The sequence below is a fragment of the Limoniibacter endophyticus genome, assembly GCF_014652835.1.
Lineage (GTDB): Bacteria > Pseudomonadota > Alphaproteobacteria > Rhizobiales > Rhizobiaceae > Limoniibacter > Limoniibacter endophyticus.
The window spans coordinates 41,814-66,584 of the sequence record NZ_BMZO01000007.1; the positions used below are offsets into that span (position 1 = coordinate 41,814).

At 58.0% G+C, this 24,771-nt stretch carries 25 protein-coding genes and 1 tRNA gene; 18 read left to right on the plus strand and 8 right to left on the minus strand.

What is annotated here, in order from left to right:
- The first annotated feature begins 161 nt into the window (after positions 1 to 161).
- The 5 genes from IE151_RS10980 (at position 162) to IE151_RS11000 (ending at position 4,846) form a co-directional block, all read left to right on the plus strand.
- A complete protein-coding gene (locus tag IE151_RS10980) occupies positions 162 to 821 on the plus strand; it encodes a GntR family transcriptional regulator (protein ID WP_189490068.1) in 660 nt (219 codons plus the stop codon).
- A 54-nt stretch (positions 822 to 875) separates the two neighbouring features.
- The gene (locus tag IE151_RS10985) at positions 876 to 1,889 is read left to right on the plus strand and encodes an ABC transporter substrate-binding protein (RefSeq protein WP_189490070.1); all 1,014 of its coding nucleotides are present in this window, start codon (positions 876 to 878) and stop codon (positions 1,887 to 1,889) included.
- Between the two features lie 63 nt (positions 1,890 to 1,952).
- Positions 1,953 to 2,723 (plus strand): ABC transporter ATP-binding protein, encoded by a 771-nt coding sequence (locus tag IE151_RS10990; RefSeq protein ID WP_189490455.1) that lies wholly within the window; start codon positions 1,953 to 1,955, stop codon positions 2,721 to 2,723.
- A gap of 4 nt (positions 2,724 to 2,727) precedes the next feature.
- Positions 2,728 to 3,564, plus strand: a complete 837-nt coding sequence (locus tag IE151_RS10995; protein ID WP_189490457.1) for an ABC transporter permease — start codon at positions 2,728 to 2,730, stop codon at positions 3,562 to 3,564.
- Between the two features lie 10 nt (positions 3,565 to 3,574).
- Positions 3,575 to 4,846, plus strand: a complete 1,272-nt coding sequence (locus tag IE151_RS11000) for an FAD-dependent oxidoreductase (RefSeq protein WP_189490072.1) — start codon at positions 3,575 to 3,577, stop codon at positions 4,844 to 4,846.
- A gap of 89 nt (positions 4,847 to 4,935) precedes the next feature.
- Here the strand turns inward: IE151_RS11000 and IE151_RS11005 are convergent.
- Positions 4,936 to 5,025, minus strand: a tRNA-Ser gene (locus tag IE151_RS11005).
- Positions 5,026 to 5,543: 518 nt separating this feature from the next.
- Between IE151_RS11005 and rplU the strand changes: the two genes are divergently transcribed.
- The 13 genes from rplU to IE151_RS11070 all read left to right on the plus strand — a co-directional run bounded on the left by rplU (position 5,544) and on the right by IE151_RS11070 (position 17,209).
- On the plus strand, positions 5,544 to 5,933 hold the full coding sequence (gene rplU, locus IE151_RS11010) for a 50S ribosomal protein L21 (RefSeq protein WP_189490074.1): 390 nt from the start codon (positions 5,544 to 5,546) through the stop codon (positions 5,931 to 5,933).
- Between the two features lie 116 nt (positions 5,934 to 6,049).
- Positions 6,050 to 6,319: a 50S ribosomal protein L27 gene (rpmA, locus tag IE151_RS11015; protein WP_189490076.1), complete on the plus strand. Its 270-nt coding sequence runs from the start codon at positions 6,050 to 6,052 to the stop codon at positions 6,317 to 6,319.
- 124 nt (positions 6,320 to 6,443) lie between these two features.
- Complete coding sequence (locus IE151_RS11020) at positions 6,444 to 7,028, plus strand: GNAT family N-acetyltransferase (RefSeq protein ID WP_189490078.1); 585 nt, start codon at positions 6,444 to 6,446, stop codon at positions 7,026 to 7,028.
- Positions 7,029 to 7,154: 126 nt separating this feature from the next.
- The gene (obgE, locus tag IE151_RS11025; protein WP_189490080.1) at positions 7,155 to 8,192 is read left to right on the plus strand and encodes a GTPase ObgE; all 1,038 of its coding nucleotides are present in this window, start codon (positions 7,155 to 7,157) and stop codon (positions 8,190 to 8,192) included.
- 6 nt (positions 8,193 to 8,198) lie between these two features.
- The gene (gene proB, locus IE151_RS11030; RefSeq protein ID WP_189490082.1) at positions 8,199 to 9,356 is read left to right on the plus strand and encodes a glutamate 5-kinase; all 1,158 of its coding nucleotides are present in this window, start codon (positions 8,199 to 8,201) and stop codon (positions 9,354 to 9,356) included.
- The gene (locus IE151_RS11035) at positions 9,340 to 10,620 is read left to right on the plus strand and encodes a glutamate-5-semialdehyde dehydrogenase (protein ID WP_189490084.1); all 1,281 of its coding nucleotides are present in this window, start codon (positions 9,340 to 9,342) and stop codon (positions 10,618 to 10,620) included. The genes proB and IE151_RS11035 overlap by 17 nt, the downstream gene beginning before the upstream one ends.
- A gap of 59 nt (positions 10,621 to 10,679) precedes the next feature.
- Positions 10,680 to 11,279 (plus strand): nicotinate-nucleotide adenylyltransferase, encoded by a 600-nt coding sequence (locus IE151_RS11040; protein ID WP_189490086.1) that lies wholly within the window; start codon positions 10,680 to 10,682, stop codon positions 11,277 to 11,279.
- Positions 11,280 to 11,341: 62 nt separating this feature from the next.
- Positions 11,342 to 11,827 (plus strand): ribosome silencing factor, encoded by a 486-nt coding sequence (rsfS, locus tag IE151_RS11045; protein WP_189490089.1) that lies wholly within the window; start codon positions 11,342 to 11,344, stop codon positions 11,825 to 11,827.
- 147 nt (positions 11,828 to 11,974) lie between these two features.
- Positions 11,975 to 12,457, plus strand: a complete 483-nt coding sequence (gene rlmH / locus IE151_RS11050) for a 23S rRNA (pseudouridine(1915)-N(3))-methyltransferase RlmH (RefSeq protein WP_189490091.1) — start codon at positions 11,975 to 11,977, stop codon at positions 12,455 to 12,457.
- Between the two features lie 133 nt (positions 12,458 to 12,590).
- Positions 12,591 to 13,931, plus strand: coding sequence for a murein hydrolase activator EnvC family protein (locus IE151_RS11055; protein WP_189490093.1), 1,341 nt, complete (start codon positions 12,591 to 12,593; stop codon positions 13,929 to 13,931).
- Positions 13,921 to 15,258 (plus strand): S41 family peptidase, encoded by a 1,338-nt coding sequence (locus tag IE151_RS11060; protein ID WP_189490095.1) that lies wholly within the window; start codon positions 13,921 to 13,923, stop codon positions 15,256 to 15,258. The genes IE151_RS11055 and IE151_RS11060 overlap by 11 nt, the downstream gene beginning before the upstream one ends.
- 178 nt (positions 15,259 to 15,436) lie before the next feature.
- Entirely contained in the window at positions 15,437 to 16,678 is a 1,242-nt protein-coding gene (locus tag IE151_RS11065) for a divergent polysaccharide deacetylase family protein (protein ID WP_244636716.1), read from the plus strand.
- A 9-nt stretch (positions 16,679 to 16,687) separates the two neighbouring features.
- Positions 16,688 to 17,209: an RNA pyrophosphohydrolase gene (locus tag IE151_RS11070; protein ID WP_189490097.1), complete on the plus strand. Its 522-nt coding sequence runs from the start codon at positions 16,688 to 16,690 to the stop codon at positions 17,207 to 17,209.
- On the opposite strand, the gene IE151_RS11075 is transcribed toward IE151_RS11070, so the two are convergent.
- The 7 genes from IE151_RS11075 to IE151_RS11105 all read right to left on the minus strand — a co-directional run bounded on the left by IE151_RS11075 (position 17,210) and on the right by IE151_RS11105 (position 24,739).
- On the minus strand, positions 17,210 to 18,325 hold the full coding sequence (locus IE151_RS11075) for a diguanylate cyclase (RefSeq protein ID WP_189490099.1): 1,116 nt from the start codon (positions 18,323 to 18,325) through the stop codon (positions 17,210 to 17,212).
- A 689-nt stretch (positions 18,326 to 19,014) separates the two neighbouring features.
- On the minus strand, positions 19,015 to 19,419 hold the full coding sequence (locus IE151_RS11080) for a F0F1 ATP synthase subunit epsilon (RefSeq protein ID WP_189490101.1): 405 nt from the start codon (positions 19,417 to 19,419) through the stop codon (positions 19,015 to 19,017).
- Positions 19,420 to 19,480: 61 nt separating this feature from the next.
- On the minus strand, positions 19,481 to 21,025 hold the full coding sequence (gene atpD / locus IE151_RS11085; protein ID WP_189490104.1) for a F0F1 ATP synthase subunit beta: 1,545 nt from the start codon (positions 21,023 to 21,025) through the stop codon (positions 19,481 to 19,483).
- Positions 21,026 to 21,094: 69 nt separating this feature from the next.
- On the minus strand, positions 21,095 to 21,973 hold the full coding sequence (locus IE151_RS11090) for a F0F1 ATP synthase subunit gamma (RefSeq protein WP_189490105.1): 879 nt from the start codon (positions 21,971 to 21,973) through the stop codon (positions 21,095 to 21,097).
- A gap of 30 nt (positions 21,974 to 22,003) precedes the next feature.
- Positions 22,004 to 23,533 carry a F0F1 ATP synthase subunit alpha gene (gene atpA / locus IE151_RS11095; RefSeq protein WP_189490107.1) on the minus strand — a complete coding sequence of 510 codons (1,530 nt, stop codon included), beginning with the start codon at positions 23,531 to 23,533 and terminating at the stop codon, positions 22,004 to 22,006.
- Positions 23,533 to 24,093 carry a F0F1 ATP synthase subunit delta gene (locus IE151_RS11100; protein ID WP_189490109.1) on the minus strand — a complete coding sequence of 187 codons (561 nt, stop codon included), beginning with the start codon at positions 24,091 to 24,093 and terminating at the stop codon, positions 23,533 to 23,535. Before IE151_RS11100 ends, atpA begins: the two co-directional genes overlap by 1 nt.
- A 253-nt stretch (positions 24,094 to 24,346) precedes the next feature.
- The gene (locus IE151_RS11105) at positions 24,347 to 24,739 is read right to left on the minus strand and encodes an AGROH133_08824 family phage infection protein (RefSeq protein WP_189490112.1); all 393 of its coding nucleotides are present in this window, start codon (positions 24,737 to 24,739) and stop codon (positions 24,347 to 24,349) included.
- Positions 24,740 to 24,771: the final 32 nt, after the last annotated feature.

A 24,771-nucleotide genomic window follows, 5' to 3' on the forward strand; every position in this document is an offset into this window, starting at 1 on the left:
GTAGCAGCCGATACGCCCGGAATATCTGCCGCTCATCCCACTAGTTCAGTTCTTGGCGCCCGCATCTCCACCGCCTCCTGCGACCCGTCGCTTGACGGCACCACGCATAATCCATAACAGGCGAAATATTGAATATTTTCTCGCGCGTTGGAGGAGAATGCGTGTTCGGGAGGAAAAGCTCCGATTCTGGAACGGTCGTTCGGGTGCTTGCTGAGCAAGTCCGCCGCGATATCTCGACGGGCCGTCTCGAGCCCGACGCGAAGCTCAAGATCGATGAGTTGCGCCAGCGCTATGGCGGATCGGCGCATTCGTTTCGGGAGGCGTTGACTCAACTGGTCAACGAAGGTCTCGTTGAGGCCAGTGTCCAGCGGGGCTTTCGCGTCGCCTCGGCTACCCGGTCTGACCTTGAGGATATAGTGCGATTGCGTGCCGAAATCGAAACGCTCGGACTCGGTTGGTCGGTCAAGCATGGCGATCTGGCATGGGAAGGCGCGGTTCTCGCAGCCTTCCACACATATTCGCGCCTATGCGAAAAAACCGCTTCGGATCGAACCGGGCTGGCTATTGAGTGGGACGAAGCCGGACGCCATTTTCACGCTGCGCTTGTCTCGGCCTGCCGCTCACCGCGACTGATTGATTTTCAGGCCCGCCTCTATATCCAGAGCAGGCGGTTCCGCTATGTCGAGCTAATTGAGGGGCGGGTCGATCTCGACGTAGAAAAGTCCGACCTTCGCGAGGTAGTCGACGCTGCCATAGCCCGCGACGCCGCGGCGGCGCGCCATGCCCTGTCGCATCATATTCTCGGCGCTCTCGGGCGCTGAGCATCCGGCCATCACGGCCATCCGAGTGAAAGCACCGTCTCAGGGAGGAAATTCATGCTTTCGATGACACGTAGAACCTTCGGTCTCCTGGCCGCAACGACAATGCTCATGGCAACGAGCGCTACCAGCGCAGAGCCGGTGAAGATCGGCATCCTGTCACTGACATCGCATTCGCCATCGATCATCGCCGAGGGTAAGGGCTATTACAAAGAGGCCGGTCTGGACGTCGAGTTCGTGCCTTTCCAAGCGGCGCAGCCGATGGCTGTCGCGATCGCATCCGGCGATGTTGACTTCGGCTTGACGGCTATGACGGCTGGTTTGGTAAGCCTTGCGGAGCGCGGTGCAGTCAAGATCATCGGAGGGGCAATGGCCGAGGAAGAAGGTATCGAGGGTCACAAGATTCTCGTATCGAAAGCGGTCCACGAGGACGGCGCCACGACACCAGCCGACCTCGAAGGCAAGCGCTTCGGCATTACCACAGCGGGTTCGTCCTTCCACTATATGGCGCACAAGATTGCCGACGGCGAGGGCTTTGACCGTTCATCCATGCAACTAGTGCCCCTCAACAGCGTATCGGCAGTGATCGCGTCTCTGCGTTCGGGCCAGATCGACGCGTGGTCAATCCAACCCAACATCGCCGATGGCCTCATCGCCAGCGGCGACGTGTTTGAGGTCGGCCGTATCGGCGATTATATCGACAGCTATCAGGTCACGACGCTCTTCACGTCGAGCGACCTTGCTGCAAATAACCGCCCCCTGGTTGAAAGCTTCATTTCGGCGTTTTCAAAAGGCGTAGCGGATTATAATGCGGCCTTAGTCGACAAGACCATGCCGGAAGAGGAAACTGCCGAGTTGGTGGCGATGATCCATAAGCGGGTTTACAGCGACCGCCCGCTGGCCGATGCCGATCCGGCGATACGTGCTGGAGCAATGCGCATCAACCAGGGCGCAAAACTTAATCTAGCGAGCATCGAGGACCAGCTCGAATGGTTCAAGTCCGAAAACCTCGTACCGCAGAGCGCCTCCATGGAGAAGCTTGTCGATTCGAGCTTCGTCGAAACCTACTGATTTCAGGCGGCCGGCCTCAGGCTTCTGCTCGGAGCCGGCGCTGCCACAAACGCGGAGGCAATGATGGATATTGTGATCAACGATATCACCCATCGCTACGACCAGACGGACGTGCTGGAGAATGTGAGCTTCGAGCTGAAGAGCGGCGAGATCGTCTGCATCATTGGCCCGTCCGGTTGCGGAAAATCGACGCTGCTCCGGTTCATCGGTGGCCTGGAACGGCCGACATCGGGGCAGGTCCTGATCGCCGGGGAACCGCCTGCCGGTTCACTCAATCCGCTCACCTATATATTTCAGGATTTCGCCCTTCTGCCGTGGCGGACCGTCGAGGGCAATGTAAGTCTTGTCCTTGAGGATCACGGGATCCGAGGCCGAAAGGCCGAGGCGATCATCGAGGACGTTCTTCGCCGCACGAAGCTTCTCGACTTCCGCACCGCGCTACCGCGCCAACTCTCTGGCGGAATGAAACAGCGTGTCGCGATTGCTCGGGCGCTTTCCGTCAATCCCGCTGTCATGCTCATGGATGAGCCGCTGTCGGCGCTCGACAGCCAGACTCGCGAGCTTCTCCTCGACGATCTCGTCGAACTATGGGCGCGCGAACGGTTCTCCGCCTGCTACGTCACGCATAACCTTGCCGAGGCGGTACGCCTCGGCCACAAGATCATTGTGCTGTCACGCCGTCCAGGACGCATCCGGCAGGTGGTGGAGATCGATATGCCGCTTGGCGAGCGCGCGAACCGCCTGGCAGAACTCGAAGAAACGCAGCGCCATCTCTGGAACCTGATGCGCGACGAAGCGCGCGCCGCCGACATGGAGCTTTCCGATGTCGCTTGATGCCATGAACGCGACCCCCGACACGAGCACCGACGGAAAACACGCCGCGAGGCGCGATGCCCGACCAGTTCCCTTTCGCGGTGGGGGATTCCGTACGAAGAAGTTCGGATATGTGGGTCCGCTCATCTTCATCATCCTGATCGGCCTTTGGGAACTCGGTTCGCAGAGCGGCATCATCAGTCCTATTGCGCTGCCCGCCCCGAGCGAGGTGTTCGGCGCTTTCAAGGACCTGGTGCAAACCGGGCAAATATGGACACATCTTCAGGCTAGCCTCTATAGGCTCTCCGTCGGATGGTTCTTCGGCTCGCTGCTGGGCGTGGCTGCCGGTCTCGCCATCGGCCTTTTCTCCGTGGCCCGCGCCGGTATCTCGCCCATCGTTTCGGCGCTGTTCCCGATTCCCAAGATCGCCCTCTTGCCGCTCTTCATCGTATGGTTCGGCATCGGCGAAGGCTCAAAAGTCGCCACGATCCTTTTCGGAACTTTTTTTCCCATGGTTATCGCTACCTATGGCGGCGTCGACAATGTCGATCGCAATCTCATCCGCATGGGGCAGTCTTTCGGATTGTCGTGGCTCTCCATCGTTCGCAAGATCATCATTCCCGGCGCACTGCCGGCGATTTTGTCGGGTTTCCGTATCTCTGCCTCCATCGCGATCGTCCTGCTCGTCGCTGCGGAAATGATCGGCGCACAATATGGCATTGGTGCCTACATACTGACGGCCGGCGCGATTTTCGCGACCGACCAGCTCATTGCGGGCGTTGCGATGCTTTCGGTGCTCGGGCTCACAGTCGGCTGGCTGATCGGTCGGGCGGAGCAATATTTTCTCAACTGGCGCACGTGACGAACCGGACATGACCAAGAGAGTTGAAGCCGATTACGATGTCGTCGTATGCGGTGGCGGAGCGGCAGGCGTTGCAGCAGCCATTGGAGCGGCCAAAACCGGGGCTAAAGTCTGCCTCGTCGAGAAGTACGGCTTCCTAGGTGGAGCAGCGACAACCTCGCAAGTCTACGCCTATTGCGGTCTTTATCAGCAGGGCAGTCGCCCCATAAAGGCCGTTGAGGGGATAGGTATGGAGGTGATCGATGAGTTGCGCCGTCACGGCCTTGACGGCGAACCGTTCCGCTCCGAAACGACGGGCAATTGGATCGTTCTGCTCGATGGCGAAATCCTTAAGTTTGCTCTCGACAATCTCGTTTGCCGTTATGGCGTGGACGTGAAGCTACACACGCGTATCGCGTCCGTAGCACGCACTGCGAACCGATTGGAAGCCGTGACCCTTGCCGGCATGGGTGGGCGCACGCGCGTGGTGGCCGAAGCCTTCGTTGATGCGTCCGGTGATGCCAACTTGGCCATGCTTGCAGGCGTGCCTTTCCGCACAGGAGACTGCGAGGGCAAGCTTCAGGCGCTCACCATGCCGATCCGCGTCGGAGGTATCTCTCCCGAACTGAACATTGATCGGGCCGCTTTGAAGACTGCCATTGAGCGCTATAACGAGAAGGGCGCGCATCCTATCCAGAGAACGGACGGCGGCATCATCATCCGCCTGCCGCTATCTCATGATATGCTGTGGATGACGGTCGATGTGGATTTGCCGGATCTGACCTCGGAGAGTTTTACATCTGCGGAAATGGAGGCGCGTGTCCGAGCCCACGACTATGTCGCGATGCTGAGGCGCGAGATATCCGGCTTCGAGCGCGCCTATCTCGTTGCCACTGGTCCACAAATCGGTGTGCGCGAGACGCGTCATCCCGCGGCGCGCTACGAGATGGCCGGAGAGGATATTGTATCAGGGCGATTGCGGGACGACGGCATTGCACGCGCCGCCTGGCCGATCGAATTGCACGGGGAGGCTGGCAAGCCGAGTTACACGTCGATTGGCGGAATTGGCTATTGCCATATTCCCTATGATGCCATTCGCGCCAAGGATCTCGACAATCTCTGGTATGGCGGCCGCGTTATCGGTGCCGACCCAAACGCCTATGGTTCGATCAGGGTGATGGGTACTGCTTTCGCGACAGGCCAAGCCGCAGGTGTCGCGGCTGCCGATCATGTCGACGCGGATCATCGCGATACAGTTACAAGTGTTCAGGCGCGGCTTCACGGGCAGAACGCTCTCATATAGCGAATCACAGACAAAACGCTGGAGCGGCTTTAGAGGATGCAAATGGAGGTCAGACGCCCACAAGATAAGACGGCGGGAGGCGAGTAAACTGGCGGAGAGGGGGGGATTCGAACCCCCGATGGAGTTGCCCCCATGCCGCATTTCGAGTGCGGTGCATTCAACCGCTCTGCCACCTCTCCGCAGGGTGACGCGTGGAACGCGCTCGGCGGGTCTCTTAGCGAAGAGCGCAATGCGGCGCAAGTCCCAATTCAACAAGCCGGCTTGTTTTGTGCCGGCTGTTTGTGAGGCATGATCGATTCAGCCACCGGCGTGTATGTTTCCGGAACCGCAAGAAAGCTCTCGTACTCTTCATCTGCTGGCTTTGAAAATGGCCAAAGCGGCGCGCACATGTTCATGCCTTGCTCTGGAAGCCAGCCATGCCTCTTATCTGAACTTGACGGCAAGCCCAAGAAGCCAGACCAGCACCGGCGCGTACAACGAAGCCCGGCCCCACCGCCAAAACGCCAAATACAGGTGCTTTTGTTTGACTCCGTGGAAAGCTTCCTGTATGCGCTGGTTTGTTCTGGCTGGTTTATTCTCGCCGGAGATGTCTTTTCGTTCGCGAATGCGACCATAGAGACGAAGCTCGTAACGACTGATAAAAAGACGGCCTGGAGCGCATACTTCAAGAGCCGGACCGAACGTGAAAGGTTCAAAAATGTTCGCAGTCATCAAAGCGGGCGGCAAGCAGTATCGCGTTGTCGCCGACGATGTCCTGAAGATCGACCGTATTGCTGGTGAAGTGGGCGATGTCGTCCAGCTTGGCGAAGTTCTTGCCGCAGGCGAAGGCGAAAAGATATCGCTGGGTCTGCCTTTCGTTTCCGGCGCGACTGTCGCTGCCGAAATCGTAGAGCAGAGCCGCGGCGAAAAGGTCATCGCTTTCAAGAAGCGTCGCCGCCAGAATTCCCGCCGCAAGCGCGGCAACCGTGCGCTGCTCACCACGCTGCGCATTACCGAAATCCTGCTCGACGGCGCAAAGCCTTCGAAAAAGGCCGCTGCAAAAAAGGCTCCTAAGGCTGAGGCAGCTGCTGCGGAAGCAGGCGAGTAATTGAGCGTAGCGCAGCTGGGCGAGCAGAACAGGCTTGCCGGAGGTTGCGCCATCTAACGTATTGACGCATTGGTTACCGAAATGGATTTTCGAGCCAATGCCGAAGGAGAACAGCAATGGCACACAAAAAAGCTGGCGGCTCGTCGCGTAACGGTCGCGATTCAGAATCCAAGCGCCTTGGCGTAAAGAAGTTCGGTGGCGAAAAAGTCATTCCGGGCAACATTATCATTCGTCAACGCGGAACCAAATGGCATCCGGGCGCAAACGTCGGCATGGGCAAGGACCATACCCTGTTTGCAGTCGTTGAGGGCAATGTGGCCTTTGCGAAAAAAGCCAATGGTCGCACTTTCGTTTCGGTCCTCCCGATGGCCGAGGCAGCGGAATAAGCCGGATCCGCGATCACCAACTCCGGCACCCCTCTTCCGAGGACCGGCGTTGGAAAACCAAGCAGGATCAAAAAGGGAGATGGGGTTTCCGTCTCCCTTTTTTCATGCCTGCGAGGTGAATGCCATGATTGCAAGGAACGTCCCCGACCTCGAAACGTCGCTGGTCATCGACTGTCCTGTCCTGGTCACGGAGCGGCTCGTGCTGCGTCCACCCCATGACGAGGACCTGCCGGAACTGATCGTCTATGCCAATAATGCGGAAGTCGCGAAGATGCTCTCCCGCATGCCGCATCCCTACGGCGAAACGGAAGCGCGTGCTTTCATCCAGGCTGCGAAAGCCGAACGCAGAGCGGGCATTACTTATGCCGTGACACTTGCCGACACGGGCGCCTTTATCGGCACTGCCTCCCTCATCCCGTCGAAGAGTGGAGGACTGGAACTGGGCTACTGGATCGGCCAGCTCTACTGGGGTTTCGGCTTCGCCTCGGAAGCCGCCCAGGCGCTGACCGAGCTTGCCTTCCGTACGACGACGCTCGACGTCCTGGAAGCAACGGCGCGCACGATCAACCCGGCCTCGCGCCGCGTTTTGGAAAAGTGCGGCTTCGTTTATAGGGGCGAAGGTGAAGTGTACTCGACCATGGCGGGGCGTGTAGCGGTCGATAAGTTCCAGCTTACGCGAGAGCACTGGCTCGACTTTGTGGCGACATGATAATTCGTTTGCGGGACGGCTTTGCTCCCGCAACGACTCGAAATGATTTTCAGTTTGCCGCAAGATGCTTTAGAGCAAGTCGGCAGATAATTGACACGGCGAAAGACCGGCAGAGTAGTTGAAACGATGAAATTTCTCGATCAGGCAAAAGTCTATATAAAATCAGGTGATGGTGGCGCGGGCTCCGTCTCCTTCCGCCGCGAGAAGTTCATCGAGTTCGGCGGGCCGGACGGCGGCGATGGCGGACGCGGCGGCGATGTATGGGCTGAAGCGGTAGACGGCCTGAACACGCTTATCGACTATCGCTATCAGCAACATTTCCGGGCCAAGACGGGCGTGCACGGCATGGGTCGCAATCGTACGGGAGCCGGTGGTACCGACGTCGTGCTGAAAGTTCCTGTAGGCACGCAGATCTTCGAGGAAGACAACGAGACGCTGATCTGTGATCTGACCGAGATCGGCCAGCGTTTTCGCCTTGCCAAGGGTGGCAATGGCGGCTTCGGCAACCAGCATTTCAAGACCTCTACCAATCAGGCACCGCGCCGTGCCAATCCCGGGCTGCCCGGTGAGGAACGCACTATCTGGCTGCGCCTGAAGCTGATCGCCGATGCGGGCCTTGTTGGCCTCCCCAACGCTGGCAAGTCAACCTTTCTTGCCTCGGTGACAGCTGCAAAGCCGAAAATCGCCGATTATCCATTCACGACACTGCATCCCAACCTCGGCGTTGCGCGGGTTGATGCACGCGAGTTCGTCATCGCAGATATTCCAGGGCTCATCGAGGGCGCACATGAGGGTGTCGGCATCGGCGACCGCTTCCTCGGCCATGTTGAGCGCACGCGTGTGCTGCTGCATCTCGTTTCCGCCCGTGAAGAGGATGTCGCGGAAAGCTACCGCGTGGTGCGCGGCGAGCTTGAAGCCTATGGCGAAGGTCTGGAGGAAAAGATCGAGCTGGTGGCATTGTCGCAGATCGACCTTCTTGACGAGGACGAGCGGCTCGAAAAACTCAAGACGCTGGCCCGAGCTTCGGGAACCCGCCCCTTCCTCGTTTCGGCCGCCACACAGGAAGGCGTCGAAGCTGTATTGCGTGAACTGATGAAGGTGATTGGTGAAGCGCGCGAGAAGGAAGCGCCGCCCGTCGAAGACGATCGCTGGTCAGGGATCTAAAAATCGATGCGTGCCCTGTCGAGCTACAAGCGCATCACCGTTAAGATTGGCTCCGCCCTTCTGGTCGACCGCAAGACGGGGCTTCGCGCCGAGTGGCTGGCAGCCGTGGTGCGCGATCTTCGTCAATTGCGCGAGGCTGGCGCTGACGTGCTCGTAGTTTCTTCAGGCGCCGTCGCGCTCGGACGCACCGTGCTCGGGCTGCCTGCGGGCCCATTGAAGCTCGAAGAAAGTCAGGCAGCCGCAGCCGTGGGCCAGATCGCTCTGGCAAGCGCCTGGTCGCAGGCGCTTGCCGAGCAGGACATCAAATCGGGCCAGGTCCTGTTGACACTTTCTGATACGGAAGAGCGCCGTCGCTATCTCAACGCCCGTGAGACGATCTCAACGCTTCTGCGGCTCGGCGCCGTGCCGATCATCAATGAGAATGATACCGTTGCCACCAGCGAAATCCGCTATGGAGACAATGACCGACTGGCTGCCCGCGTTGCCACCATGATGGGTGCCGACATGCTGGTGCTTCTTTCCGACATTGACGGGTTATATACGGCCCCGCCTGCCCTCGATCCCACTGCCAGACATTTGCCGGTCATCGAACGCATTACGCCGCAGATCGAAGCGATGGCGGGCGGCGCGGCCTCTGAACTGTCGCGGGGCGGCATGCGCACGAAGATCGATGCAGGCAAGATTGCGACAGCTGCCGGAAGCGCCATGATCATTACGCGCGGCGATCGCATGAATCCGCTGGCAGCCATTGATGCGGGCGAGCGCAAGAGCCTGTTTCTTGCGAGCAAGAGTCCGGTCAATGCCTATAAAAGCTGGATTTCCGGCCATCTTTCACCAGCAGGCAGGTTGATTATCGACGAAGGCGCGCTTGTCGCGCTACGTTCGGGTAAGTCACTTCTTCCGGCAGGCGTGAAGGATGTAGAGGGTGCGTTTTCACGCGGTGATACAGTTGCCGTTATTGGCCCGCGCGGGCTGGAGGTTGCCCGAGGACTCGTCGCTTATGACAGCGCGGATGCACACAGGATCGCCGGATTGAAGAGCGCCGAAATCGAGGCAACGCTTGGCTATCATGCACGTGCAGCGATGATCCACCGCGACGACTTGGTAGTGCGGTTGGTGGATGGAAATGAGGAGCGGGAGGAAAGCGATGCTGGTCACGTCTGAAACGCAAACCGTCGCAGCTCTGATGGCCGGCATCGGTGGTCGGGCGAAACAGGCTGCCCGAATTCTAGCGCTCGCTCCGACTGCGCAAAAGAACGATGCCTTGATTGCGATTGCCGACATACTGGTCGCCGACAGTGCCATCATTCTCGCTGCAAACGCACGCGACATGGCGCGCGGTTCGGAGACTGGTCTGAGCGCTGCTTCGCTCGACCGGTTGAAGCTCGATGAGAAGCGCGTAACGGCCATGGCCGAGAGCGTGCGCGCGATTGCGACGCTCGACGATCCGGTCGGCACCATTATTTCGCAATGGACGCGTCCAAACGGGCTTTCTATAGAGCGCGTTCGCACGCCGCTTGGCGTCATCGGTGTTATCTTCGAAAGCCGCCCGAATGTGACTGCGGATGCGGGCGCGCTTTGCTTGAAATCCGGCAATGCCTCGATCTTGCGCTGCGGCTCGGATTCGCGTCATTCGAGCGATGCGATTCACGCTGCTATAGTCAAAGGATTGATGAAGGCTGGCCTGCCCGCTCATGCGATCCAGCTAGTGCCCGTCAATGATCGTGCGGCGGTGGGCGAAATGCTCTCCGGCCTCGGTGGAGCCATCGACGTAATCGTCCCCCGTGGCGGAAGGAGCCTGGTCGCACGGGTGCAAACGGAAGCGCGCGTGCCAGTGTTTGCGCATCTTGAAGGTCTTTGCCACATCTATATCGATGCCTCTGCCCATCTTGGCATGGCAAAGGCCGTGACCTTGAACGCCAAGATGCGCCGTACCGGCATTTGCGGCGCGGTCGAAACACTGCTTGTTGATCGCCAGGCGGCCGGAACACATCTCATACCGGTGCTAGAAACGCTCAGTCATGCAGGATGCGAAATTCGAGGCAGCAGCGAAGTATTGGCGTTTCATCCGTTGGTCAAACCCGCCAGTGAGGCGGATTGGGCCAGCGAATATCTCGATGCGATCATCTCTGTGAAGCTGGTGGAAGGTATAGGCGGCGCGATCGACCATATCGCGCAATGGTCATCGCATCACACGGAAGCGGTGATTGCCGAGGATGAAAAGGTCGTGGAGCGCTTCTTCAACGAGGTCGATTCCGCTATTCTCTTGCACAATGCCTCGACGCAGTTTGCCGATGGCGGCGAGTTTGGCTTCGGCGGCGAAATTGGTATTGCGACGGGTAAGATGCATGCGCGCGGGCCGGTCGGAGTCGAACAGCTGACCTCCTTCAACTACCGCGTTCGCGGGACGGGACAAACCAGACCTTGACGCATCGCTTCGCCCCGACAGATCCTTTGTTGCAAGGTCTTCATCATGAGGATCTGCGTATGCCGCACGTGGAAAAGGGCATGGCGGTGGGTCTCTTTGGCGGCTCATTCAACCCCGTGCATGAAGGTCATGCGTTAGTCGGCGAAATCGCCTTGATGCGACTTGGGCTATCCCAGCTCTGGTGGATGGTGACGCCCGGTAATCCCTTGAAAAGCCGCACCGAGCTTAGGCCATTGGCAGAGCGGATCGCGCAATGTCGCCACGTCGCTTCAGACCGGCGTATCAAGGTCACGGGTTTCGAAGCGGCTCTGGGGCTGCGCTATACTGCTGACGTACTCAAGACTATTCGCACTCGTAATCCGGGTGTCCACTTCGTCTGGATCATGGGCGCGGACAATCTGAAAAGTTTCCACCGCTGGGAGCGCTGGCAGGAAATTGCCCGAACATTCCCGATCGCGGTCGTCGACCGGCCGGGATCGACGCTCTCTTATCTCTCGTCGCAGATGGCCAAGACTTTCGACTATGCCCGCATCGATGAGGATGATGCGCCCCGCCTGGCGAGGCTTTCGCCGCCGCGCTGGACCTTCATCCATGGACCACGTTCCTCGCTTTCCTCGACGGCACTGCGTGAGGCAGCCAAACCAGGAAGAGACCTTTAGCCTATCACGATCTCCTTGGTGACAAGATGTGATCGGCCCTCTGTCTTGAAAATACTACATTCATGAGCCAATCTTTATGCATCCGTCAAAATGAAGACGGGCAGGATGCTCTCAAACCGAAAGGAAGTACGCTGAGAACCGCATTCCGACAGAAGGACGAAACCGCTCCTTCACCAGCAAGCACCGCCTATGATCCGCTGCTTGCTCTCAAAACCGTCGTTGATAGCCTGGACGATTCCAAGGCTGAAAACATTGTCTCCATCGACATTCGCGGCAAATCGAGCCTGGGTGACCATCTGGTCATCGCGTCGGGTCGTTCGCACCGTCACGTCGCTGCCATCGCGGATCATCTGATTCAGGCGATTAAGGAACAGGCGAAGGAAGACGGGCGCGAGGTCTCGCTGCGTGTCGAAGGGCTGCAAAGCGCCGATTGGGTACTGGTTGATACCGGCGATCTGATCGTGCACATTTTCCGCCCGGAGGTCCGCGAATTCTATAATATCGAAAAGATGTGGCAGGCTCCGGACCTGGAAAACACGCGTCACTAGGACGCCGGGAGTCCGATGGCTCCCCCGTCGCGACGGCATCGTTCGCGCCGCCTGGATTGCAAGTCTGGCGGCGCAGGAGTTCGGATGTGTGCGCCAAAGGCACAAAACTAATTCCGTCCTTCGAACCGGTGGTATAGAACATACCTCATGAAAATCACCCTGCATGTCGTCGGCCGTATGAAGGCCGGCCCGGAGCGCGAGCTTGCCGAGCGCTATCTCTCCTTGTTTTCAAAAGCTGGACCTTCCCTCGGGCTGGATTTCACGGGCGTCTCTGAGCAGGTGGAAAGTCGTGCCCGTACGGCACCGGAACGCAAGAAAGAAGAAGCAAAGAAGCTCGAAGCCGCTTTGGCTGACGGCGCTCTGCTCATTCTTCTGGACGAGACGGGCAAGAGCATAGGATCCATCGAGTTCGCCGAACAGCTCGGAAAATGGCGCGATGCGGGCGAAAACCACCTTGTCCTGGCGATCGGAGGCCCGGATGGGCACGACCGCGCCCTGAAGGATGCCGCGCGCCTCGCGCTTTCATTCGGCGCCATGACCTGGCCGCATCAGCTCGTCCGTGTCATGGCGGCAGAGCAGCTTTATCGCGCCGCCACTATCCTCTCCGGTCACCCCTATCATCGGGCGTAGGGACCTCCCTATGCACATCTCTCATGGTTGATGAAACCTTAAGGAAATAGAGATAGTCTCAAACCAAAATCTGCATCAATTTGCCGAAATCGGCTGTCATGCGATGCAAGAACGGCTCGGGGAAGCTTAGTCGATGAAGTTCGGATACAAACGCATTCTGCTTGCAGCGGGCTTTTGCCTGACGGCTGGCTATGCGTCGTTTCCGGCCCATGCCGAGGATGAAGTTCCGGCACCGGACACAATCCGGGCCTATGAGGAGCGGCAAGCCGAAACGCGCACTCAATTCGAACAGGTAGCGCGCGATCTTGCCTCCTCGCATGGAAAGCTCGAGAAGCTGCGCGGCGAGATCGACGGCATCAAGAAAGACCACGCGTCACTGACAGCCGCCATGATCCAGGCGGCAAAGACCGAAAAGAAGCTCTCCGCCGATGTTGATGAAATCGGCGAACGCCTGACCGGTCTGGCAGACCAGGAAGAAGCGATCTCCCTTTCACTGGAATCGCGCCGCGAAGTACTGGCAGAAGTGCTCGGTGCGTTGCAGCGCATGGGACTCAATCCGCCGCCCGCCCTTCTCGTCACGCCGGACGATGCGCTTTCCTCCGTGCGTAGCGCTATTTTGCTGGGCGCCGTAGTCCCTGAAATGCGGGCCGAAACGCGCATCCTGATGACGGATCTTGCTGATCTCGGAAAGGTGCGGGCAAGCATTGAGGAAGAGAAGGAACGGCTCGGCAAGACCATTGAGGAGCAGGTGGCCGAACAACAGAGGCTCACCATGCTGATCGAGGAAAAAAACGCGCTCCAGGCGCAAAATCAGGAGACGCTCGAGGCCGAGCAGCTGCGCGCTGCCGAGATGGCCGAACGTGCGGTGACTCTCAAAGAATTGATCGCTGCGCTCGATACGCAAATTCTCGATGCACGCAGCGCCAAGGAGAAGGAATTACGCGCAGAGGAAGAGCGTCAGAAGCGCCGCGAAACGCTCGCAGCCTTGCCCGTTCCGGAGGCAAACCGTCTATCGATCGATATTCCTTTTTCACGTCAAAAAGGTAACATCCCGCTGCCCGTTTCCGGTCGTTTGGTTACCCGCTTCGGGCAAAGCGACGATCTCGGTCAGCCATCTCAAGGCGACACGCTTGCGACACAATCCGGTGCAATCGTAACGTCCCCGGCTAATGGCGATATTCTGTATGCTGGTCCGTTTCGTTCCTATGGTCAGCTCTTGATCCTGGATGCGGGCGACGGGTATCATATCGTGCTTGCCGGGATGGATCGTGTTAATGTTACGCCGGGCCAGGCGGTTCTGGCTGGGGAACCGATTGGTGCAATGGCAAATTTACAGGTTGCAAGCGCATCGTCGGAATTCGACAGTGTCGCAGCCGGTCGGCTTTATGTAGAATTTCGCAAGGATGGTGGTACCATCAATCCTGCGCCCTGGTGGTCATCGAACGTTTCGGGAAGGACGAAGAATGGTTCGTAAGCTGTCGCTTGTTTTTGCGGGTGCCCTGGTGGGCGCGACGGCTGTGGCCGTCGTCAATACTACGCCGCTGGGTTTTCAAGCCAATGCCGCAAATTCAAATGCGGCCGACACCTATCGTCAGCTCGCCATTTTCGGCGATGTCTTCGAGCGCGTGCGCGCCCAATATGTGGACGTTCCCGATGACAAGAAGCTGGTCGAGAGTGCTATCAATGGCATGTTGACCTCGCTCGACCCGCACTCTTCCTTCCTCAATGCGGAAGCCGCCCAGGACATGCGCGTTCAAACGCGCGGCGAGTTCGGCGGTCTCGGCATCGAAGTGACGATGGACAAGGAACTGGTCAAGGTCATTACACCGATGGACGATACGCCCGCAGCAAAGGCAGGCGTGATGGCTGGCGATTATATTACGTCGATCGATGGCCAGGAAGTGCGCGGACTGACCCTGCAGGACGCCGTCGACAAAATGCGTGGGCCGGTCAACACCCCGATCGAACTGACCATTATGCGCGAAGGTGTTGACAAGCCGATTAATGTTACAGTCGTGCGCGATATCATCAAGGTCAAGGCGGTCAAATACCGGGTTGAAAATGATGTCGGCTACATGCGCGTCAGCTCCTTCACAGAAAAGACTTCCGACGACCTAAAGGCGGCAATCGACGCCATCAAAAAGGAAGTTCCGGCTGACCAGCTGAAAGGTTATATTCTCGATCTGCGCCTCAACCCTGGCGGGTTGCTTGATCAGGCAGTTTCCGTTTCGGACGCTTTCCTTGATCGTGGCGAAATCGTCTCGACACGCGGCCGGGACGCCAAGAACATATCGCGCTTCGATAGTCAGGCGGGCGATCTGGCGGATGGCAAGCCGCTGATCGTACTCGTCAATGGGGGCTCGGCCAGTGCCTCGGAAATCGTTGCGGGCGCATTGCAGGATCACAAGCGCGCCGCCGTTCTTGGCACGCGCTCCTTCGGCAAGGGTTCCGTTCAGACTATTATTCCACTTGGCGAAAATGGCGCTTTGCGTTTGACGACCGCGCTCTATTACACCCCGGCCGGCAAGTCGATCCAGGGCCGAGGAATCACACCCGACATCGTCATCGAACAGCCTCTGCCGGACGAATTCAAAGACATGAACGTGACGCGCGGCGAATCCGCTTTGCGGGGTCACATCGTCGGCGCCGAAGAAAGCACAGAGGGTTCGGGTTCGTCGGCCTATGTCCCGCAGGAGCCAAAGGACGACGTCCAGATCAACGAGGCACTTGCTCTGCTGCGGGGAGAGAAAACCAACCCGGCCTTCCCACCCCAGCCGGACCGAGCAGAACTGAAACAGTAGGCTTCGTCTTGAAGCTGCCGGCGCTGAATGCTCCGGCAGCTTTTTTCTTTCGCAAGTAATCGTCGCACAAGCTTGATCTGCGTTAAGTGGGCACGTGTTTTTCGGTGCGCCAACTCATTTCATCTGCGCAATCGAATGGTTAGACCATTGGTCCTGCGGATCGATCAAGAAGGAAGCAATGAAGCGCGTGCCCGTCGTGGGGCAAGGGAGACGCTTAGTTGCGATGACGGCAAACATGCTCGACAAGAATTCAGCCAGTGATATTGATCGGCCGCTTGGCCTCGGTTATGACCGCCGCGCCGAGAAACGTCACTTTCCGCTTGTCGACGTCGTTGCCGCGTGTATCGGCATCTGTCTTTTCATCGGGGCCGGCATCATCGCCCTCCAGCCTAAGCCTTATGTCGATATGAATATCGACGTTCCGGGCACGGTCGCAATGAGCGAACCAGTGACGGAATTCCTGCCGTCCGAACGTCATTTGCCCTCTGTTGCGACACCTGGGCCGAAGATTATCAATGTTCCCCCGATAACCGGCATTAGCCCACTCTCCCCGGGCGCTACATCTTCGGGTAACTTCGTGGTAATTCGCGACCCATCCGACGTTAAACAGGACGCACGTGTCGCGCATTTGCCGGACCAGGATCTGATTGAAAAAAGCGCCGTCGGCCCCCTCCCAAAACGCGCCGAAGACGGGCGTCGTCCATTCAATGTCTATGCAGGTGCCTGGTCCGGCTCGCGGGGAGCAAAGATGGCGCTAATAATCGGCGGCCTTTCCCTCTCACAAACGGGCACGATGAGAGCAATCGAAAGGCTCCCGGCTGGCGTCACCCTCGCCTTCGCACCAAACGGCAACAGCATCAGCCGCTGGATGCAATCCGGACGACAAAAGGGACACGAGGTGCTGATGCAATTACCCATGGAGCCCTTCGACTACCCACGCGTCAACCCGGGACCGGACACGCTGCTTGCCACTGATAGCGAAGCAGAGAATATTGAGAAGTTGCACCGGGTGCTCGCCAAGACCACGAATTATGTCGGTGTAATCGGCTATATGGGCGCTCATTTCACCGCCGATGAGACAGCCATGCAGCCAGTAATGCGCGAATTGAGCGCGCGCGGCCTCCTCTATGTCGATGACGGCACCTCCGCACGCAGTCTCGCCAGCGCTCTGGGCTCCCAATTCATGACCCCGACAGCCACTGCTTCTGTTACCATAGACGCAATAACGGAACGCGCAACGATTCTTGCTCGGCTGGATGAGCTTGAGCGCACCGCCCGCGCTACGGGAAGCGCCATTGGCATAGGCTCTGCCTACGACGTAACGGTGGAAACCGTTGCCAGCTTCGTACAGGAAGCACAAAGGCGTGGTATTGAACTGGTTCCAGTCTCTGCGCTCGCAAACGATCCACAAAGTCGGTAAAGCAGTCTCATGTCAAAGAAGCTCGTCGATCCTCAATCCCTGCCATATCGCCCCTGCGTGGGCGTCACCGTGTTCAACAAGCAAGGTCTCGTCTGGGCGGGCCATCGATTGATGGAACCGGACAGTGAGTCGCTCGGCACGGACCGACTCTGGCAGATGCCACAAGGTGGCATCGACAAGGGTGAGGACCCGGAGCCGGCTGCGTTCCGTGAGCTCTATGAGGAAACGGGTATCAGCTCAGTGAGGCTGCTCGGGTCGACCAGCGACTGGCTGACTTACGATCTGCCGGCGCATTTGATCGGTATAGCGCTAAAGGGCAGGTTCCGCGGTCAGAGGCAGAAATGGTTCGCCTTTCGCTTCGAGGGCGACGACAGCGAAATCGCCATCAATCCGCCTCCAGGCGGCCATACTGCCGAATTCGATCAATGGGCTTGGAAGCCGCTGACGGAAATGGTGGAGCTCGTCGTGCCGTTCAAGCAACCGATCTATAGAACGGTTGCGGCGGAATTCGAACGTTTCACGCGCGGCTGATCACTCTGCTGCGTTTTTTAGCAGCGGCCTGCCCCCGGCAAGCTCAATGCGATTGCGGCCATTGTGCTTAGCCAGATAAAGCGCCTCGTCCGCTGCCTTGAACACAATCGGGAAAGGTCTGGGTGGTCGAGAGGAAACCGCTACGCCGATGCTCACGGTGACGGGAATGAGCTGAACGCCGGCACGAAACTGCTTTGTGTCTACGCTGGCGCGTATGCGTTCAGCGACTTGTTGCGCTTCCTCCGCCCCCAGTTGCGGCAAGATGAGAGCGATCTCCTCTCCACCGTAGCGTGAGACAAGATCACCCTCACGAACTTGCTCCGAAATCAGATCTGCGATCTGGCGGAGAATGTCGTCGCCGGCCGGATGCCCCCAGGTATCGTTGATACGCTTGAAATGATCAATGTCGATCAGCAGGACCGAATAGGGTCGATCAGTAACGCTTGCATTGCGTGCAAGAAGCGGCGCCTTGAGATCGAACGTACGGCGGTTGGCGAGCCGTGTCAGCGGATCTGTAGCCGCCTCCTCTGTAAGGCGAACCTCCAATTTCAGACGCGCTTCCTCACGGGATAAAAACTGCCCCGCAAAAAGGATGACGACGAAGTTCAACAACGTGAAGAAGAAGCCGAACTCACTGACAATGCGAACGGCGAACTCCCACGGCAGCAGGAATACTGTTGCCGTCGAACATGAAACCAGTGCGGCGAGCTTCACCAGTGTACGTGGCTGATAGGGGCGCACCGCCGCGCTGCGCATACAATAGTAGCCGGCAACACCGGAAAGAATGGCACTCGGCACGCCGGAAGCGATACCGACACCTCCTTCCAACAAGCGATAGCCGATGACGAGGACAAGGGTACAGACGACAGAGAGACCACCTCCGAATAAACCCGACAATGCGACGGCGAGATTTCGTCCATCAATCATAATGCCGGGATCGAGGACAAAGGGATCGATCATCGAAATGACGCCGGCTGCTCCAAAAAGCAGCCCGGTGAGAATGCCGGTGTGGATCGGCTTGCCAGTTATCCGGATCACGCTGCCATAGGCCATCGCTACAAGTGCGACCAAGCCCACGCTGTTCAGCAATGCGATCAACGCGACGGGAAGTTCCATCCGCCTGCTTTCCCTCGATAGAGCTGCGTTCGCAGCCTTTCCGGCGTGATATTATCGACCAGCTCAGTACTTTCAGCTGGCAGCACCCGTCTTTCGTATCCGAGCTTTTACAAGATTAGTTCAAAACGTAAAGTCGCAGGGCAAGATTGCTGCGCTTCCGGTTACTGAATGATTTCGATTTTGTCAGTGCCGACTTTAGTTCAACAGAGAAATCCGCCACGGCGCGTGCCGCACGGTTGATGGGAAATGAAATGGGATCAGGGCATGTGGCCCCTTGCATTTCATTCAATTTCGCATGCTTCCACATGCCCTGACGGTGTCTGGAAGAACCCGAAGAGGAGAGAAGGTCGTAAATCTTCTCTCGTTCGGCCCTCCGTCCGGCTTGCCAGGCCAAACGGCGGTTTCCGCCCGCTGTCTCAGCGCCTCGGTGTTCGGGAGCTCACCTATCCCTGACGCACGAGAAGTATCGCGCAGCCAGCCAGGGCGTGGATGGATTTGGCGAATCAGGTAATTTCGAAAGTTTCATCCCGTTGGATTCATTAGAGAAGCGACCAGAACATGTCGAAAATTCATCCACGGTGAAGACATTGGATTAAGTCGTTATTCGCATTGCGAATCATGCCTGAAGCAATAAAAAAAGCGGCCAGTTTCCTGACCGCTTTTCAAAAAATAAAATCGCGAACTGAAAATCAGTTCTTGAGCGTGTGCTCAAGATGCGAAAGGTTCGCTAAGAGTGCCTCTGCATCGAAACGATGCTGATCGCTCTCGGCGCTGGCAACCGCCTTACGTGCATCTTCAACGCGCTTGGCGATATCTTCCATGTCGATCTGATCGCGATGAACCGCTGCTTCGGCCAGCACTGTGCAGACGTCCGGCTTGATATCCGCAACACCGCCGTAAACGACGAACCGATCCGTTGCACCATTGGCCGTACTGACCGTAATGACACCCGGCTTGAGCGTGGAAATGAGCGGCGAATGGTTTCCCATGACCGTCATTTCACCTTCCGAACCCGGCAGAACCACCGACACGGCAGAGTCCGAGAACAGGATCTTGGCTGGCGATACGAGTTCGAACTTGAATTGTTCAGCCATGTGGCCTCACCTACAGGAAAGAAGGACGCGGTCGCCGCAAATGGACGACCGCTGCTTAAAATCAGGCTGCTTCGGCAGCGAGCTTCTTGGCCTTCTCAATGGCTTCGTCAATCGAGCCGACCATGTAGAAAGCTGCTTCCGGCAGATGATCATAGTCACCGTTACAGAGGCCCTTGAAGCCTTTAATGGTATCTTCGAGAGCAACCAGCTTACCGGGGGAACCTGTGAAGACCTCTGCCACGAAGAACGGCTGCGACAGGAAGCGCTCGATCTTGCGGGCACGAGCCACGGATAGCTTATCTTCTTCCGACAATTCGTCCATGCCAAGGATCGCGATGATGTCCTGAAGAGCCTTGTAGCGCTGGAGGATCGTCTGAACCTTACGAGCGACTTCGTAGTGCTCTTCGCCGACAACCATTGGATCAAGCATGCGCGAGGTCGAACCGAGCGGATCCACAGCCGGATAGATACCCTTTTCAGCGATGGAGCGATCGAGAACCGTCGTTGCGTCAAGATGCGCGAAGGAAGTGGCGGGAGCCGGATCGGTCAAGTCGTCGGCAGGAACGTAAATGGCCTGCACCGAGGTGATCGAACCCTTGGTCGTGGTCGTGATACGTTCCTGCATGGCGCCCATGTCGGTTGCCAGCGTCGGCTGATAACCCACAGCCGAAGGAATACGACCGAGGAGCGCCGACACTTCCGAACCAGCCTGAGTGAAGCGGAAGATATTGTCCACGAAGAACAGAACGTCCTGGCCTTCGTCGCGGAACTGCTCGGCGATGGTCAGACCGGTAAGAGCGACGCGAGCACGGGCTCCCGGAGGCTCGTTCATCTGACCATAGACGAGCGCGGCTTTCGAGCCCTCGCCGCCGCCGAGCTTGTTGACGCCTGACTCAATCATTTCGTGATAGAGGTCGTTACCTTCACGGGTACGCTCACCTACGCCTGCGAACACCGAGTAGCCGCCATGCGCCTTCGCGATGTTGTTGATGAGCTCCATGATAAGAACGGTCTTGCCCACGCCAGCACCGCCGAACAGGCCAATCTTACCGCCCTTGGCGTAAGGAGCCAGCAGGTCGACCACCTTGATGCCGGTAACCAGGATTTCAGCTTCCGTGGACTGATCGACGTAGGAAGGCGCTTCCTGATGGATGGCGCGGCGACCCGACGTGACCAGCGGTCCAGCTTCGTCGACGGGCTCACCGATGACGTTCATGATACGGCCCAGCGTTTCAGGGCCGACCGGAACAGTGATCGGAGCACCAGTATCTCTAACCGTCTGACCGCGAACCAGACCTTCGGTCGAGTCCATGGCGATGGTGCGCACGGTGTTCTCACCAAGATGCTGGGCAACTTCGAGAACGAGGCGGTTGCCGTTATTCTCCGTTTCCAGCGCGTTCAGAATTTCCGGCAGATGATCTTCGAAGGCCACGTCGACGACGGCGCCGATGACCTGACGGATCTTGCCGACTGCGCCGGTCGCTGCAACAGCCGGAGCTGCCGCACCGCGCTTTGCAGGAGTTCTCTTAGCCGTAGCAGGCTTCGCCGCCGCAGGGGCTGCCTCGACCGCTGGGTCGGCTGCTTTCGGGGTCGCTGCTTTCGCCATGCTCTTTACCCTTTGTTCGTCCTCATGGGGCCGATGAAGCCCAGTTCAATTTTGGTGCGAGCGCTTTTCTTAAAGCGCTTCGGCACCGGAAATGATTTCCGTCAGTTCGGTGGTGATCTGCGCCTGACGCTGGCGATTGTAGGACAGCGTCAACTTGCCGATCATCTCGCCTGCATTGCGCGTCGCATTGTCCATTGCAGACATGCGAGCACCCTGCTCCGACGCGGCATTCTCAAGCAGAGCACTGAAGATCTGCACCTTGATATTGCGTGTCAGGAGATCGGAGAGAATTTCATTGGCGTCCGGTTCGTACTCATAGAGCGCAGCGCTTTCCGACTCATCGGCAGCTTCCGGAGCTGCGGCAGGAATCATCTGCTGGGCAACCGGGATCTGCGCGATAACCGACCGGAACTGCGAATAGAACAGCGTGGCAACATCAAACTCGCCAGCGTTGAACATCGCCAACACACGATCTGCTACTTCTTCGGCGTTCTCAAAACCAACACGCTTCACGCCGCGAAAATCGATGCGCTCCACAATGTGCTTGTTCAGATCGCGCTTGAGCAGATCCGCACCCTTCTTGCCAACCGTCAGAATCTTGACGGTCTTGCCCTCGGCCAGAAGCCGCCGGGCGTGGTCGCGTGCCAGACGTGCAATCTGCGAATTGAAGGCGCCGCACAGACCACGCTCGGCCGTGCAGACTACCAGAAGATGGACGTCTGATTTCCCCGTTCCGGTCAGCAGAAGCGGAGCCTCGGAGTCCTGACCGACGGCAGCCGTGATATTTGCGAGCACCTTGGCCATGCGCTGCGAGTAGGGGCGTGCAGCTTCGGCAGCCTCCTGCGCACGGCGCAGCTTCGCCGCGGCGACCATCTGCATCGCCTTGGTGATTTTCTGCGTCGCCTTGACCGAGGCGATGCGGTTACGCAGGTCTTTTAGTGAAGCCATGCCTCAACCCTGTCCCGTCTCAGTCTCGTGTTAAGCGAAGCTCTTCGCGAATGCGTCGATTTCAGCCTTGAGCTTCGCCTTCAGATCGTCGCTCAACGCCTTCTCACTGCGGATCGCATCGAGAACCGACTTGCCGGAACCGCGCATGTGAGCGAGCAGTCCCTGCTCGAACTTGCCGACCTGGGCAAGTTCCAATTTGTCGAGATAGCCGTTGACGCCGGCAAAAATCACAACCACCTGCTCTTCAGTCTTCAGCGGCGAGAACTGCGGCTGCTTGAGCAGCTCCGTCAGACGTGCGCCACGATTGAGAAGACGCTGGGTCGATGCATCAAGATCCGAACCGAACTGCGCAAACGCAGCCATTTCACGATACTGGGCAAGTTCGCCCTTGATTGAACCAGCAACCTGCTTCATCGCCTTCACCTGAGCGGCAGAACCGACGCGTGAAACCGACAGGCCGACGTTTACGGCAGGACGGATACCCTGGAAGAACAGGTTGGTTTCGAGGAATATCTGGCCATCGGTGATCGAGATCACGTTGGTCGGAATGAATGCGGAAACGTCGCCACCCTGCGTTTCAATGACCGGCAGAGCCGTCAGCGAACCGGCACCATTTTCGTCCGACAGCTTTGCAGCGCGTTCGAGAAGACGGGAATGCAGGTAGAAAACGTCGCCTGGGTAGGCTTCGCGGCCTGGAGGACGACGCAGCAGAAGCGACATCTGGCGATAGGAAACAGCCTGCTTGGACAGATCGTCATAACCGATCAGAGCATGTTGGCCATTATCGCGGAAGTATTCGCCCATCGCACAACCGGCGAAGGGCGCCAGATACTGCATCGGAGCCGGATCGGATGCTGTCGCAGCAACAATGATCGAATATTGCAGAGCGCCACGCTCTTCCAGAACCTTCACGAACTGAGCAACCGTCGAGCGCTTCTGGCCAATAGCAACATAGACACAGAAAAGCTTGTCGCCGTCCGGACCATTATCGTGAATGGCCTTCTGGTTGAGGATCGTATCCAGAATGATGGCGGTCTTACCGGTCTGGCGATCACCAATGACCAATTCGCGCTGTCCACGACCGACCGGGATCAGAGCATCAATGGCCTTCAGGCCCGTCGACATCGGCTCATGAACCGACTTGCGCGGGATGATGCCGGGAGCCTTGACGTCAACACGAGCGCGGCGCGTCGCGTTGATCGGCCCCTTACCGTCAATCGGATTACCGAGTGCGTCGACGACGCGGCCGAGCAGTTCCGGGCCGACTGGAACGTCCACGATGGCACCGGTACGCTTGACGGTATCGCCTTCCTTGATATCGCGGTCGGCACCGAAAATAACGACGCCGACATTGTCGGCTTCAAGGTTGAGGGCCATGCCACGCACCCCACCCGGGAACTCGACCATTTCGCCCGCCTGGACGTTGTCGAGACCGTAGACGCGGGCGATGCCGTCACCAACGGAAAGAACCTGGCCGACTTCGGAGACTTCAGCCTCTTTGCCAAAATTCTTGATCTGGTCTTTCAGAATTGCGGAAATTTCCGCGGCGCGGATGTCCATCAGCCGACCTCTTTCAGTGCAAGCTTAAGCGAATTGAGTTTGGTTTTGAGCGACGTATCTATCTGACGCGAGCCCATTTTCACGATTATGCCACCGAGCAGGGACGGATCGACGGAAACCGCGATCGACACGTCCTTGCCAGCAGCGGTCTTGAGAGCCGCCTTAAGCTCGGCTTCCTGCGCTACGTCGAGCGCATGAGCAGAGACGACATCGGCGGATATCTCGCCGCGCGCTTCGGCAGCAATGCGACGGAAAGCTTCGATAATGCCCGGAACGGCGAAAAGGCGCCGATTCTGCGCAACAACCTTGAGGAAGTTGCCTGCAAAGCTGGAGAAGCCAGCCTTTTCCACGAGAGCGGTAATTGCCTTGGTCTGATCCTCGGCAGTGAAAGCCGGGCTGGCAATGAGGCGCTGGAGATCGTCGCTGGAAGCAATCATTGCCTCGAAACGGCCCAGTTCAGCTTCTACTGCCGCAACCGAATTGTTTTCCTGCGCCAGCGCAAAAAGCGAGGCGGCATAACGATCTGCAACTGCCGAAACGGGCGAGTGAGACTTTGCCACGGGCCGTCCAATCCAGTGTTTGACAGGCTTGTCACGTCGAAGGAAGGCAAAACCTGACCTAAGCGCTTGAGCCGGTTGAATATTCTGCTGAAGGGGCGAATTTAGGCTCCCCTCCGAGCCTGAAGACGGAAAGCCGTCTAGCACAGGCTCTTTAAAGTCGCAACTCGCCGGAGTCTACAGGCTAGCGACGATTCTTTGCCCTAAAAGACATTTTCCTGCTTCGTATCGATTTAAGATCCACCCTTTTCACAAGTCAGGCGACGAAACCGAAGGAATAGGCGAATAAGAGGGCGCAAAGAATCGCTTCGATCGCTAAGGCAATGAAGCTTCGAAGCCCCGCCGAACGGTCCGATAACAGAGATATGATCGTTCCAAAGACCGCAAACGCATAGGCAAAACCCAGCGCCATATAAAGAAGCGGCTGTGCGAGCAGCACGCTGCAAAGGCCCGATCCCAGAAATGGTCCCGCGAAGAAGCCGCGACAATTGGCCATTGCGGCAGGCAATACCTGACCGACAGGCACACCGATGAGACGCAGGCTCCAGGTTGGGGCAAAAAACAGTACTAGGCCGAAAAGAACCGTCGTCCAGCCCGCACCAAAAGCCAACCATTCGCCAAAGGTGAAAGGCCATGGGAATGAAATCATAATCGTCGTCCGCTCTGATTCGCGTCTTTTTC